General features: G+C 68.8%; 11 protein-coding genes. 3 read left to right on the top strand and 8 right to left on the bottom strand.

Translation table 11 applies throughout. From position 1 onward, the window contains the following. Positions 1-6: 6 nt before the first annotated feature. Positions 7-801: an AraC family transcriptional regulator gene (locus E8D38_RS04615; protein ID WP_181178928.1), complete on the bottom strand. Its 795-nt coding sequence runs from the start codon at positions 799-801 to the stop codon at positions 7-9. A 246-nt stretch (positions 802-1047) separates the two neighbouring features. Between E8D38_RS04615 and E8D38_RS04610 the strand changes: the two genes are divergently transcribed. After that, the gene (locus tag E8D38_RS04610) at positions 1048-2769 is read left to right on the top strand and encodes an alpha/beta hydrolase family protein (protein ID WP_219851647.1); all 1722 of its coding nucleotides are present in this window, start codon (positions 1048-1050) and stop codon (positions 2767-2769) included. A gap of 60 nt (positions 2770-2829) precedes the next feature. Further along, complete coding sequence (locus E8D38_RS04605; protein ID WP_140626557.1) at positions 2830-4482, top strand: tannase/feruloyl esterase family alpha/beta hydrolase; 1653 nt, start codon at positions 2830-2832, stop codon at positions 4480-4482. Positions 4483-4497: 15 nt separating this feature from the next. Here the strand turns inward: E8D38_RS04605 and E8D38_RS04600 are convergent, their stop codons facing one another. From E8D38_RS04600 to E8D38_RS04585, 4 genes are read right to left on the bottom strand one after another with little or no spacing between them, the layout of a single operon-like run. Then, positions 4498-4986 (bottom strand): c-type cytochrome, encoded by a 489-nt coding sequence (locus E8D38_RS04600; protein WP_246099358.1) that lies wholly within the window; start codon positions 4984-4986, stop codon positions 4498-4500. A gap of 38 nt (positions 4987-5024) precedes the next feature. Beyond that, positions 5025-6011 carry an SMP-30/gluconolactonase/LRE family protein gene (locus E8D38_RS04595; protein WP_140626556.1) on the bottom strand — a complete coding sequence of 329 codons (987 nt, stop codon included), beginning with the start codon at positions 6009-6011 and terminating at the stop codon, positions 5025-5027. 17 nt (positions 6012-6028) lie between these two features. Continuing rightward, the gene (locus E8D38_RS04590; protein ID WP_140626555.1) at positions 6029-6625 is read right to left on the bottom strand and encodes a peroxiredoxin; all 597 of its coding nucleotides are present in this window, start codon (positions 6623-6625) and stop codon (positions 6029-6031) included. Between the two features lie 32 nt (positions 6626-6657). Further along, entirely contained in the window at positions 6658-9336 is a 2679-nt protein-coding gene (locus E8D38_RS04585) for a TonB-dependent receptor (RefSeq protein WP_181178927.1), read from the bottom strand. A gap of 390 nt (positions 9337-9726) precedes the next feature. Here E8D38_RS04585 and E8D38_RS04580 point away from each other — a divergent pair, with 390 nt between their 5' ends. Beyond that, entirely contained in the window at positions 9727-10206 is a 480-nt protein-coding gene (locus tag E8D38_RS04580) for a rhodanese-like domain-containing protein (RefSeq protein WP_246099357.1), read from the top strand. 48 nt (positions 10207-10254) lie between these two features. On the opposite strand, the gene E8D38_RS04575 is transcribed toward E8D38_RS04580, so the two are convergent. From E8D38_RS04575 to E8D38_RS04565, 3 genes are all read right to left on the bottom strand, one after another. Further along, positions 10255-10962: a c-type cytochrome gene (locus tag E8D38_RS04575; protein WP_140626553.1), complete on the bottom strand. Its 708-nt coding sequence runs from the start codon at positions 10960-10962 to the stop codon at positions 10255-10257. 2 nt (positions 10963-10964) lie between these two features. Then, positions 10965-11267, bottom strand: coding sequence for a hypothetical protein (locus E8D38_RS04570; protein WP_246099356.1), 303 nt, complete (start codon positions 11265-11267; stop codon positions 10965-10967). Between the two features lie 144 nt (positions 11268-11411). After that, on the bottom strand, positions 11412-12884 hold the full coding sequence (locus tag E8D38_RS04565; RefSeq protein ID WP_140626551.1) for a DUF1501 domain-containing protein: 1473 nt from the start codon (positions 12882-12884) through the stop codon (positions 11412-11414). Between the last annotated feature and the right edge of the window lie 21 nt (positions 12885-12905).

Here is a 12905-nt window from a genome sequence, read left to right as displayed (position 1 = left end):
CGGAGCTCAGCGCGCGAGTGATCGAAAGCGGCCGGGGGTCGCGCCGACGTGCCGCGCGAAGGTGCGCGTCAACTGGCTTTGATCGCTGAAGCCACACTGCACCGCGACCTCGGCGAGCGGCAGGCCCTGGCGGATCAGCACCTTCGCCTGTTCGACGCGCCGGTGCAGCAGGTACTGGTGTGGCGACCGCCCCGTCGCAGTGCGAAAGGCGCGCGAGAAGTGGCGGATGCCCAGGCCGGCCGCATCGGCCAGTTCCTGCAGCGAGAGGGGTTCGGCGAAACGGGCCTCGATGCAGTCGATCGCACGGTCGCGCGCCTGCGCGGACAGGCCGTTGGAGCGCCGGACCGCCGGCGCCGACAGGTGCGCCACCAGCGCGGCGATCAGCGAATCGCCCACCAGCGACCCGGCCGGGCTGCCCTGCGCCAGATCGGCCAGCAGCGCGTCGAAGATCAACTCGAGAACGGGCGAGTGCGACGGCGTCTCGTGCCCGAGGCCGGCCAGCGGACGATCGTGGCCGAGCACCGTCGCCGCACGATCGGGGGCGATGAAGAGGAACTGCGAGCGACCGCCGGTGCGCCAATGGAAACGCTGCTCATCGCCTGGGCGCCATACCGAGAAACCGACCGGCATCTCCTGCCACGCGCGCCGTCCCAGCGTGCGACGTGCCTCGCGATGCAGGCTGCGCTGCAGGCAGTAGCGCTCGTGCCCGTGGTCGACGATGCCTTCCGGCGCCCCGAGGATGTCGGTGAAGTAGGCGCCTTGCCAGCCCACCCGCGCGCTGTCGAGCAGGAAGCTCGGCATGACGGAGACCGAATACAGGCCTTGCGGACCGGGAAGCGGAGCGATGGACATGGTGTCACCTGCGGTGCCCCGATGGTAGGAACGGGCGTGGCCCGCCGCATCGGTGGAAGCCCCGCTTTGGCCTGCGTCCGGATTCGACAAGGACGGCCGGTTTCGCCAAGACCCGTCGCGGGGCGGCCCCTAGATTCGCCAACTGCGTCCTCCGACGCGATCCGGCCGACGACAAGAGCCCCGAGGAGCAGTTCCATGACCACCGAAGCCCGCCCTGCGCAACGTCTGCGCCTGTTGATGATCGGCCTGCTGATCGTCGTGTGCGGCACGCTGCTCGCACACTTCGTGCAGACGGCCGGCGGCGTCCGCATCCAGGACGTGCGCTTCACCGGCAGCAACGGCACGCCGATGAGCGCCCACCTCTACGTGCCGCCGGGCGCGAGTGCGAAGACACCCGCACCGGGCGTGCTTGCGGTGCACGGCTACTTCAATTCGCGCGAGGCGCAAAGCGGGTTCGCGATCGAGTTCGCGCGGCGCGGCTACGTCGTGCTCGCCCTCGACCAGACCGGCCATGGCTACAGCGCGCCGCCCGCGTTCGCGAATGCGTTCGGCGGCATCGACGGGCTGAAGTACCTGCGCAGCCTGGACATCGTCGACAAGGACAACATCGGTCTCGAAGGCCACAGCATGGGCGGCTGGACGGTCGTGAACGCCGCCCAGGCGATGCCCGACGCCTACAAGGCGCTCGTGCTCCAAGGCTCGAGCACCGGCAAGCCCTTCGCGCCCGAGGGCTCGCCCGACTTCCCGCGCAACCTGGCGGTGGTGTTCAGCCGGTACGACGAGTTCCCCGGGATCATGTGGCAGGTCCCGACGGCAGCCGCGGTCAGCGGCAGCAGGAAACTGCAGGCGGTGTTCGGAACCGACGCGCCGATCGAACCCGGCCGGGTGTACGGCGCGATCGAGGCCGGCACGGCACGTGTGCTCCACACGCCCGCCATCACGCACCCGATGGACCACATCTCGCCGACCGCGATCGGCCACAGCATCGACTGGTTCCAGCGCACGCTGCGCGGCGGCACGCCGCGGCCGGCCGACGACCAGACCTGGTACTGGAAGGAAACGGGCACCTTCGTCGCGCTGATCGGTCTGGTCGTGTTCGTGCTCGGTGTGGTCGATGCGCTGCTGCGCGTGCCGGCCTTTGCCGGACTGCGGAGCGATGCACCCGCGGCCGGCGCGGCAGTGCGCAATGCGCGCTGGTGGGGCACGCTGGTCTTCGGGGCGCTGGTGCCGGCGCTGACCTACCTGCCGCTGTGCCGCCTGGGCGGCACGCTGCTGCCGGCATCCCCGTGGCTGCCGCAGCTGTTCTCCAACGAGATCGCGTTCTGGGCCTTGTGCAACGCGCTGATCGTTTTCGCCGTCACGCGGCTCGGCGGATCGGCGGCCGGCACGCTGCTGCGCCAGCCGCTGCGCGCGCTGGGCCTCGCGGCAGCGACCTTCGCACTCGCCTACGCGCTGGTGGCGACGGTCCAGTTCCTCTTCAACCTCGACTTCCGGATCTGGTTCATGGCGCTCAAGCCGATGAGCCGCTGGCAGGCGACGGCATTCCCGGTCTACCTGCTGGTCTTCGCCGTGTTCTTCACGGTCGCGCTCCGGTCGCTGCACACCGCGCTCACGCCGGCAGTCGCGGGCGCCGGGGCGCAGTACCTCGTGTCCATCGGCGCGCTGGCGGGCGGCTTTGTCGCCTTCGTCTGCGTTCAGTACGGTCTGATGCTGGCGATGAACCGCATGGTCGAGTTCCACATGTTCGACCCGCTGCGCACCATCATCGCGATCAACTTCCTGCCGCTGATGAGCTTCGTGGCGATCGTCTCCACGTTCGTGTGGCGGCGCACCGGCCACCACCTGCCCGGCGCGCTGATCAGCGCGGCGTTCGTCGCCTGGTACATGGTGGTCGGGCAGGCGACGCAGGCGGCCTGATCTCGCTCGCACCGAGGTTCGACCCGACGGATCCACCCACACAACACACAGGAGACAGACATGAACAAGAGCACGAGCCTCACGCTCGTGGTGGTGAGCAGCCTGGTCGCCGCATGCGGCGGCGACAGCGATACGCCGGCCACCCTCGCGTGCACCGACCTCACGACAGCCAAGCTCAACATCGCGAACCTGCAGGTCGCCAGCGCGGTCGAGATTGCGGCCTCGGGCGCATTGCCGGCGCACTGCAAGGTGAACGGCGCGCTGAACTCGCGCACCGGCATCGACGGCAAGCCCTACGCGATCGGCTTCGAGCTGCGCACGCCGCTGCCGGCGGCCTGGAACGGCAAGTTCTTCTTCCAGGGCGGCGGCGGCACCAACGGCTTCATCGTCCCGGCCACCGGCAACTTGCTCAACGCGCCATCGGGTACCGCGCTGGAGCGCGGCTACGCGGTCGCCAGCACCGACGGCGGCCACGACACGGGCCAATCGGACGTCTCGTTCGGCATCGACCCGCAGGCGCGCAGCGACTACGGCTACAACGCCGTCGGCCAGGTGACCACGGTGGCCAAGAGGATCGTGCAGGCGCGCTACGGCCGGTTGCCTGCGCGCTCTTACCTGCTCGGCTGCTCGAACGGCGGACGTGACGCGATGGTCGCGAGCGCACGGTTCGCCGACCAGTTCGACGGCTACGTCGCCGCCAATCCCGGCTTCAACCTGCCGAAGGCCGCCATCGCCGAGCAATGGGACACGCAGCAGTTCATGTCGGCCGCGACGGCGGGCCAGCTGCCCAAGGATGCGTTCCCCGTCACTGCGATCAACCTCGTCGCGCAGAGAGTCCTCGCGAAGTGCGATGCGCTGGACGGCGTGGCCGATGGCATGGTCAACGACCGGGCCGCGTGCCAGGCCGCGTTCAGCATCGCGAACGACGTGCCGACCTGCAGCGGCACGCCCGATGCGAGCTGCCTGAGCGCCGCCCAGAAGACCGCGCTGCAGAACGTCTTCGGCGGCGCGCGCGACAGCGCGAACCGCAGCCTGTATGCGAGCTGGCCGCTGGATCCGGGCGTGTCGGGCCAGAACTGGCGCTTCTGGAAACTCGACGCGGGCTTCGCACCGCTGCCGTTCAACACGCTGATCGGCGCAGGGGCGATGGGCTACATCTTCTCCACGCCGCCCGACGCGCCCAGCCTTGCGGACGGCGGCCTCGGCTACCAGCTCGGTTTCAGCATGGACACCGCGGCGGCGAAGATCAGCGCGACCACGGCGACCTACAAGGAGTCGGCGCTCGAGTTCATGACACCCCCGAACCCGACCCAGCTGACGACGCTGAAAGCGCGCGGCAAGCTGATCGTCGTGCACGGCACCGCGGACCCTGTGTTCTCGCCGAACGACACGATCGCCTGGTACGACGCGCTGAAGGCCGCGGACGCCGGTGCATCCGACTATGCGCGGCTGTTCCTCGTGCCTGGCATGAACCACTGCGCCGGCGGGCCGGCCACGGATCGCTTCGACATGCTGGCCGCGCTGGAGAACTGGGTCGAGAAGGGCACCGCCCCCGATGCCGTGCGCGCCACCGTGAACGCAGCCGACCCGGACGTCGTCGCCGCCGGCTGGCCGGCCACGCGCAGCCGGCCGCTGTGCGCCTACCCGAAGCAGGCCATGCTCAAGAACGGTGGGACCGACACCGAAGAGGCTGCCAGCTTCGAATGTCGCTGACGCGGAAGCGATCGGTCAGCTGCCCGACACCCGGTAGTCGTCGTGGCAGGCCTTGCAGGTGCGCGTGAGCTTGCCGTACTGCGCACGCACCGCCGCCGCGTCACCCGCGGCGGCCAGGCGGGCCAGCTCGTTCGCTTCGGTGCTGAAGGCCGCGGCGTATTCGCGCACCTTCGAGCCGTCGGCAAACAGCGCCGGCTTCACCGTGGTGTCTCGCCAGCCCTTGCCGGTTTCGGTGCCGGGCACGAACAGCGAGCCGAGGCCCGAGTTGGCCAGCGCCGCGATGGTGTTGGCGGCCTTCACCACCTCCTCCTTGTTGTAGCTGCCGTCGAGCGAGGCCTTGATGCGGCCGGAGTTCCAGCCGATCACCTGGTAGGCGGACTGGCGCCACTTGATCAGCTGCTCCGGTTTGGGAGCCTGTTGGGCCCAGGTGAGCATGGAGGTGGCCATGGAGGCAGCCAGCACCGTGAATGCAAGCGCAGGTGCGGCGAGCTTCTTCTTCAGCATGGGTTTCATCATGGGTGGGTGGGGAATCTCGGTGTGCTTCATTTCGCGCGGCCGCCGAAGCCGGATGTCAACGCGGTGATGCGCCAGGCAGAGCCGCGGCCCACGGCATAGAGCGTGCGCTTGTCGGTGCCGGCGAAGGCGATGTTCTGCGGCGCCTTGGGCAGCGGCACGATGCCGAGCGCGGCGCCCTTCTCGTCGAACACCTGGATGCCTGCGGTGGAGGCCACGTACAGGCGGCCCAGAGCATCCACCGCCAGGCCGTCGGCGCCGCTGCTCGGGCCGTTGCCGGTCTGTCGCAGGCCTTCGAGCCTGGCGAAGTTGCGGCGCGGACCCACGGTGCCATCGGCGGCGATGTCGAAGGCCAGCACGTGTTCGCCGGCGGTGTTGGCCACGTAGAGCACCTTCTCGTCCGGGCTGAGGGTGACGCCGTTGGGCCGCTCGATGTCGGCGGCCAGGCGTTGCAACGCGCCGGCGGGCGTGATGCGGTAGACCGCCGGCCTGGCCACGTTGGCTGGCGCGGGCTGATCGGGGCGGCGTTGAGTACCCGAGTCGGTGAAGTACACCGTGCCGTCCTTCGCCACCACCAGGTCGTTGGGGCGCCCGAACGGCAGGCCTTCGAACTGGTCGGCCAGCACACGGGCGCGCGAGGCCGGATAGACGATGCCCACGCGCGGCTGCAGCACCTGCACTGCGTAGAGGTCGCCGTTGGCGGTGAAGCCCAGGCCGTTGGAGCCGTTGCTGTCGTCCAGGAAGGTGGAGGTGCTGCCGTCGGCCGCGATGCGCGTGATGCGGTTGGCCGGCGTCTCGGTGAAGATGAGGCTGCCGTCGGCCAGGGCCACCGGGCCCTCGGTGCCGCTGAAGCCTTCCTTGACGAGCTCGATCGGTGTGCCGGCCGAGAACACGCCGGGGATGCCAGGCGTGAACGTGGCGGCCGGCTTGTCCTGTGCGAAGGCCGCCGCGGCTGTGAGGGCGAGGGCGAGGGCGGGCGCGCAGGCGCCGAAGCTGCTTTTCTTGGGAGTTTTCATAGGGGTGGTGAGTCGATTCAGGGTTTGCGGGTGGCGGCCAGCTTGCGCACGGCCTCGAGGGCCTGCTGCACGTTGAGTTCGGGGGCCACGCCGCCGATGGTCTGCGCGATGCGGCCATCGGGCGTGACGATGAAGGTGGTGCGTTCCGCGCGGCCGTGGTCGATGTCTCGCCCGCGCGTGTCCTTGCGGCCGGCAGGCGCCTCGGTGACCTGGAGGTCGTAGGCCTTCGCGATGGCACCGCCTGCGTCGGAGGCCACGGGCAGCTTGCCGGCGCAGTACAGCGGGTCGGCCGAGAACTCGTTGAGCCGCGCGATGCTGTCGAGCGATACGCCGACGATGGAGGCACCCGCGGCCGCGAACCTGTCGGCGTTTTCGGCAAAGCTGTGCGCCTGGATGTTGCAGCCGCCGGTGAAGGCCGAAGGGTAGAAGTACACGACCACCGGGCCCTTGCGCAGGGCGTCCTTCAGCGTGTAGGTGAATGCCTTGCCGGCCAACGAGGCCTGGGCCTTGAAGTCGGGGGCGGCGTCGCCTTCCTTCAGTGCGGCGGCCGCAGGCCAGGCAGCGGCTGCGGCAAGCAGCGTGGCGAGGGTCAGGTGTCTTGTGTTTCTCGGCATGTCGGCCATGTCGTGTTGCCTCTTCGGAATGATCAGAGCCTGCCGGTGAGCACCACGCTCACCGTGCGCGGGATCGCGGGTGTGTAGCTGTTCCAGGTCCGGCCGCGCGGCGTGTCGTCGTCGAACAGGTTGGTGACGACCAGGCTCACGTCGAAGCCCTTGTTGCGCCGGCCCAGCCCGACGGCCCAGTCCACCAGCACGTTCTTCCCGATCCACGAGTAGCTCGACAGCGAGTTGTCGGAATGGAAGCCGCTGGTGGCCGCCACGTTGGCGCTGGTGTGGAACTCCTTGTCGTCGAACACCGGGTAGCGGTAGTCGGCGCCGACGTTGAAGGTGTATTTCGGCGCGCCGGCCAGCGGCTGGCCCGAGATGTCGCGGTACGGCGAGGCGCCGGCATAGCCGTTCTCCACCGGCTGCGCGGCGTTGGGAAATTTCTTGTAGACCGCGCGGTTGTAGGCCCCCGAAAAGCGCAGCGTGAGGTTGCGGATGCCCGCGTACACGCCGTCGATCTCCAGCCCTGAGGCCTGCACCTTCGGCACGTTGCCGGTGGCCGAGGTGTAGGTGAGCACGCCGCTTTGTTCGGTGGTGTATTCGTCGAGGATGCGTACCGACTGCTGGTAGTCCTTGATGCGGGTGAGGAACACGTCCGCGTTGAGGATCAGCGACTTGTCGAGCAGCGCCGACTTGAAGCCGACTTCGAACGACGTGGTCTTTTCAGCCTTCACCGGCGTGGAGCGGCCGTTGACGAACTGCGAGATGCCGGCCTTCTCGCCGTATTGCAGCGAGGCGTAGGCGGTGAGGTCCGGGGTGATCTTGTAGCTCGGACTCAGCACGAAGGCCGGCTGCGTTTCCTGGTAGGGCTGCGCCTCGGTCTGGTTGAACAGCACGCCGATCTGTGCCGCGCGAATCGCCTTCGCATCGGCCACCTGCCGCCGCTGTGCGTCGCTGAGGCTGTTGTAGGCCTCGCCCGGTGTCGCGGTGGGGGCCACGCCGAAGTAGCGCTGCGCCACCTGGTCGGCCAGGCTCAGCTGTGCGGCGGTGTTGCCGGCCGCCAGGGCTCCCACGGCGTCGGAAGCAAAGCCGCCGAGGCTCACGTTGCCGACGACCACCGGGTTCAACTCGGGCGCGTTGCCTTGGCTGCGGATGGCGGAGCGGCCCGAATTGCGGCGGTCTTCGCGGGTGAGGCGCAGGCCGGTGGTCAGCGTGAGCGGCTCGCTCAGGTGCCAGTTGGCCTGCCCGAAGCCGGCCAGACTGTCGTTGCGGATGTCCTGCACGCCGGCCGGCGAGTTGAAGGACATGCTCAGGTTGGCCAGCGAGTTGAGCATCAGCAGGCGGCCAGCCGCGTCGGCGTCGAGCCGACCGTATTGCGCGTTGCTGGCGAACCATGCACCGGCGTCGTTGCCCCAGACGCGCTGGTACTCGGCCTTGTTGTGGACGCGAATGAAATACAGCCCGCCCTGGTAGTCGACGAAGCCGCCCAGCGGCGAGGTGATGCGCAGCTCCTGGCTGAACTGCTTGTAGTCGTTCCAGAAGCCGCCGGAGTTGCGGCTCACGTCGAACGGCGTGCCTTCGTCGTTGACTGCGTTGAAGTGGTAGTCCTTGTAGGCGGTGATGGAGGTCAGCGTGTGGCCGTCGGCGAGCTTCCAGTTCAGCTCGGCGGCCGCGCCACGGCTGCCGGTGACCAGCGGGCGGGCGCCGTCGTTGTTCACCGAGCGGCCGTCGGCGCCGCCGTAGAGGTAGTCGCCCACGGTGAAGCCTGTGTTCTGAGTGAACCAGCGGCGTGCGAGGCGGACCTCGTTGGTGACCGACGTGTTCGGCGTGCCGTTGGAGTAGGTGCTCGGCGTGGGCGTGTTGATGGTGCGGCCGTTGGTGGCCTCGCCTGCCCGCGGCTGCAGGTCCACCGCGATGCGCGCATTGAAGTCCGGCGTCGGCGTGAGGAGGAACTGCACGCGGCCCGACACCCGGTCGGTGTTGGTGTAGGTGACGTCCCGGTTGTAGCTGTTGACCACGTCGCCGCGCTGCTTGCTCACCGAGAACGTGCCTCGCCAGGCCAGCAGGTCGTCGATCACCGGGCCGCCGGCGGCCAGCGTGCCGGTGAAGCCGTCGCGGTCGCGAAAGGCCAGCGAATAGTCGGCCGACGGCGTGAACGACGGCCGGCGCGTGGTGATGTTCACGACGCCCATGCTGGTGTTCTTGCCCAGCAGCGTGCCCTGCGGACCACGGGTCACTTCCACCGCCTCGATGTCGGTGAAGTCGAAGCTGGAGGTGAGCGCGTTGTAGGCGAAGTTCACGCCGTCGACGATGGTGCCCACGCTGGGGTCCTGCGCCTCGGTCTGGCCGATCTTGCCGATGCCGCGGATCGAGAGGCTGCTGGTGCGCTGGTTGCCCTGGTTCCACGACACGTTGCCCAGCCGCCTGGTGATGGAGCCGATGTCGTAGGCATCGAGCCGCGACAGCTCGTTGCCGGTGACCACCGAGATCGACAGCGGCACGTCCTGCAGCTTCTCGATGCGGTTGCGGCTGCGCACGACCACGGCATCCAGCGCAGGGGCCGCCTGTTCCAGCGGGGCCTCGGCCTGCCCGGCCGGTGCCGAGGCCGGTGCCTCGGGCTGCACCTGGGCCCGGGCGGCCGCAGCGCAGAGCAGGGCGATGCCGGCCACGATGGCGGATGCGGCAGGCGGCTGGAATTGCGGGCGGGGGCGGCGTTGCACCTTTCGTCGAAGGCCTCGGGTGTGGGTCACAGGGTCTCTCACTCTCTCTGTCTGGGTTGTCGTGCGGATGGAACGAACGCATGAATGGCGAGCCGTTCGCAATGCAGAGCCCATGCCCGCGGCTAGCAGCAATGCTTCTAAGCACATGCGTCGCGCGCAGCGCAAGGGCGCACGAGAGATGAAGGGCTTGCTGGAGCGATGTGAAGAAGGCACGAGAGGACATGCGCGATGTGCTGCGCTGCTGCTGGAGTTGCAGCAGGCAGTCGACGCACCGCTGTCGCAGCGGCAGCAGCGGTGCTGCTTGTGCGCCTGCTGCTGCGTTTCGCCGCGCGATCGGGACTGGCACGGATGCTGCACCTGCAGGCCTGGCAAGAACCAGACGACTCATCCATGAACCGACGACTCCTTCATCGCATCTCGCTGCTCGCAGCACTGGCCGCGCTCGGCGCGGGCGCCACGCATGCATGGGCGCAGCAGGCACCCGCCGCGGCCGCAACCCAGCCCTGGAAGTACAAGACCCAGCGTCTCGGTCGTGCCGAGGTCGATGCGCTGCTTGCGCAGCCGGACAAGCTGCTCGTGCTCGACGTGCGCCGCCCCGACGAACTCGTCAGGTACGGCAGCTTCCCGGTCTTCCTGAGCGTGCAGAACCGCGACCTCGAGAAGCACCTGGCCTACCTGCCGAAGGACCGCACCATCCTCACCGTGTCGAACCATGCCAACCGCGCCGGCGCGGCCGGCGACCTGCTGGCCGCCAGGGGCTTCAAGGTGGCGGGCGCCACCGGTTCGGAAGACTACGAACAGGAGGGTGGCAAGGCGGTGGTCCACATCCAGCCGCCCGCGCCCCGCGCGGCAGCCTCCGCGGCGCCGTGACGATGCGTTGCCTTCGCGGCGGTCGTGGCGGCGCAGCGATGCAGTCGGTCAGCGCTGTGTCGCCAGGTGACCCGCCAACGACTTGATGTCGGCGTCGCTCAGGTGACGTGCCGCTTCCTTCATCGCAGCATCGTTCCTGCGCCAGCCGCTTCGCCATTGCAGCAGCTGCTGCTCGAGGTAGTGCGAGCCCTGGCCGCCGATGATGGGCACCAGCGGGCCGGCAGCGGTGGCGCTGCCGCCATCGTCGCCATGGCAGCTCACGCAGGCCGGGATGCCGCGCGCGGCATCGCCTTGCGCGTACAGCATGCGGCCGGCTGCGAAGTCGGTCCTTGCGTCTGGCCCCTGCATTCGCGGCAGCGACGCGAACCAGGCCACGATGTCGCGCAGATCCGTCTCCTCGACGTTGCGCACTGCCACGAGCATGAGGTCGTCCTTGCGTGCGCCGCTCTTGAAGTCGCGCAGCTGCTTGAGCAGGTACTCGGGGCGCTGCCCGGCCAGCTTGGGAACACGCGCTTCGGTGGCGCTGGCGCCGGCATGGGTCACGCCCTGGCCCTCGGCGCCGTGGCATTCGACACATCGTTCGGCGTCGGCCTTCTGCCGGCCGGCCTCCGCATCGCCGCGGGGCGTGGACGTTGCGGCCGCCGGGTGCGAGATAGCGCGCTGCCTGTTCGCCTGCGCGAGGGCACTCTCGGACGCGAAGGCCAGCAGCACTGCGGCGCCGGCCATCGCCCTTGCCAGGCCATGGAGTCGCCTCACGCTCACTCCTTCTTGTAGAAGGTGTGGCAGGTGCGGCAGGTGCGCGACAGGTCGGTCGCCGCGTCGGTCGCGGCACTGAAGTCGCCGGACGACACCGCGCTGACGATCCGTGTGGCGAGGCTGCGGCTCTTCTTCGAGAGCTCCACCGCGTTGGCGGCATCGCCGCGTTGGGTGAAATGGGTCTCGACCTCGGCAAACAGGCCGTCGAGGTCCTTGGCGTCGGCGATGGCCGCCTTGCCGTCGTGCAGCGCGATGTTGGAGGCGAGGCTCCTGTTGCTGTCCTCGATGTTCTGCATGAGTTCCATGCCGAGTTCGGCGGCACCCCGCGCGGCACCGGCCGCAACCATGAGAGTGGCTATCGTGATGACCTTGCGCATCGATTGAAGCGAGTGCCTGCTGTGTTGGTACTGGAATGCATTCACCGCGGAAACGCGGTGAAGCGTTTCGAATCAGGTGGCCAGCAGTTCCTTGACCACCTTGCCGTACACCACCGTCGGCCGCTCGGAGCGGCCGTTGTTGAGGTAGGTCGTCTTCAGGTGGTCCAGCCCCAGCAGGTGCAGCACGGTGGCATGCAGGTCGTAGGTGTCGACCGCGGTGTCCTTGTCGGCCACCTGCAGGCCGATCTCGTCGGTGCCGCCATGGGTGTAGCCCGCCTTGATGCCGCCGCCGGCCACCCATTGGGTGTAGCCCCAGGGGTTGTGGTCGCGGCCGGAGCCGCTTTCGCCCCACGGCGTGCGGCTGAACTCCGAAGTCCACACCACCAGCGTGCTTTCGAGCAGGCCGCGCGACTTCAGGTCTGCCAGCAGCCCGGCGATGGGCTGGTCGACCATCCTGGCCATGAGGCCGTGGTTGTCGTCGAGCTCGTTGTGCGCGTCCCAGCTGCGGCGGTCGTTGTCGGACACGCCTTCGGGGTGGCCGGACACCACCTGCACGAAACGCACGCCGCGTTCCACCAGGCGGCGCGCGCGCAGCAGCACGCGGCCGTAGCTTTCGCTGGTCTTGTCGTCCAGCCCGTAAAGCTTCTTGGTGGCGTCGGTCTCTTTGCTCAGATCCACCGCGTCGGGCGCGGAGGCCTGCATCTGCTCGGCCAGTTCATAGGCCTTCACGCGGGCGCGCAGCTCGGTGTCGCTGGGGTACTTGGCGGCACCCAGCTGGTTGAGGTGCTTCAGCAGGTCGAGCTGGGCGCGCTGCTGGCCTTCGGTGCGCAGCTCGGGCCGCTCGAGGTAGAGGATGGGCGACTCGCCCGGGCGGAACGCCGTGCCCTGGTACACCGCGGGCAGGAAGCCCGAGTTCCAGTTCTGCGAGCCGGCGCTGGGCTCGCGGTCGCTGTTGTAGAGCACCACGTAGGGCGGCAGCTTCGGGTTGGCCGAGCCGAGCGCATAGCTCACCCAGGCGCCCAGCGACGGCCGGCCCGGGTTCAGGTCGCCGGTGTTGAGCTTGAGGATCGAGATGTCGTGGGTGGCGCCCACCGTGACGCTGGACTTGATGAAGGCCAGCTTGTCGGCATGCTGGGCGAGGTTGGGCAGCAGGTTCGAGAACCAGGCGCCGCTTTCGCCGTGCTGCTTCCAGGTGCGGGTGTTCGACACCCACAGCTTGTTGACACCGCCCTGCGTGCTGGTCTTGATGCCCTTCATGAAGGACGCCGGAACGCCCTGGCCGGCGAGCCTCACCAGCTCGGGCTTGTAGTCGTAGAGGTCGAGCGTGCTGGGGGCGCCGTTCTGATGCAGCCAGATGACTGATTTGATCCTGGCCGGAAAGTGCGGCCGCCTGGGCGCGAGCGGGTCCACCAGGTCGGCGGCAGTGGCGACCGAGAACATGCCCAGGCCGGGCACCAGCCCCGACAGCGCGACGCCGACGCCGCCTTGTGCCGCAGCGTTGAGGAAGGCGCGGCGCGAATGATGGTGATGATCGTGATGGCTCATGAGGTTGTCCTTGGGTGTTCG

Source organism: Methylibium rhizosphaerae (genome assembly GCF_006386545.1).
GTDB classification, from domain to species: Bacteria; Pseudomonadota; Gammaproteobacteria; order Burkholderiales; family Burkholderiaceae_C; genus Pseudorivibacter; species Pseudorivibacter rhizosphaerae.
The sequence above is the reverse complement of the archived record's forward strand: the minus strand, read 5'-3'. Positions and strand labels throughout refer to the sequence as shown.

Excerpts from the sequence above, each read along its gene's own strand:
- E8D38_RS04615 (WP_181178928.1), bottom strand. The coding sequence starts at position 801 with ATGCCGAGCTTCCTGCTCGACAGCGCGCGGGTGGGCTGGCAAGGCGCC.
- E8D38_RS04610 (WP_219851647.1), top strand. The coding sequence starts at position 1,048 with ATGACCACCGAAGCCCGCCCTGCGCAACGTCTGCGCCTGTTGATGATC.
- E8D38_RS04605 (WP_140626557.1), top strand. The coding sequence starts at position 2,830 with ATGAACAAGAGCACGAGCCTCACGCTCGTGGTGGTGAGCAGCCTGGTC.
- E8D38_RS04600 (WP_246099358.1), bottom strand. The coding sequence starts at position 4,986 with ATGCTGAAGAAGAAGCTCGCCGCACCTGCGCTTGCATTCACGGTGCTG.
- E8D38_RS04595 (WP_140626556.1), bottom strand. The coding sequence starts at position 6,011 with ATGAAAACTCCCAAGAAAAGCAGCTTCGGCGCCTGCGCGCCCGCCCTC.
- E8D38_RS04590 (WP_140626555.1), bottom strand. The coding sequence starts at position 6,625 with ATGCCGAGAAACACAAGACACCTGACCCTCGCCACGCTGCTTGCCGCA.
- E8D38_RS04580 (WP_246099357.1), top strand. The coding sequence starts at position 9,727 with ATGAACCGACGACTCCTTCATCGCATCTCGCTGCTCGCAGCACTGGCC.
- E8D38_RS04570 (WP_246099356.1), bottom strand. The coding sequence starts at position 11,267 with ATGGAACTCATGCAGAACATCGAGGACAGCAACAGGAGCCTCGCCTCC.
- E8D38_RS04565 (WP_140626551.1), bottom strand. The coding sequence starts at position 12,884 with ATGAGCCATCACGATCATCACCATCATTCGCGCCGCGCCTTCCTCAAC.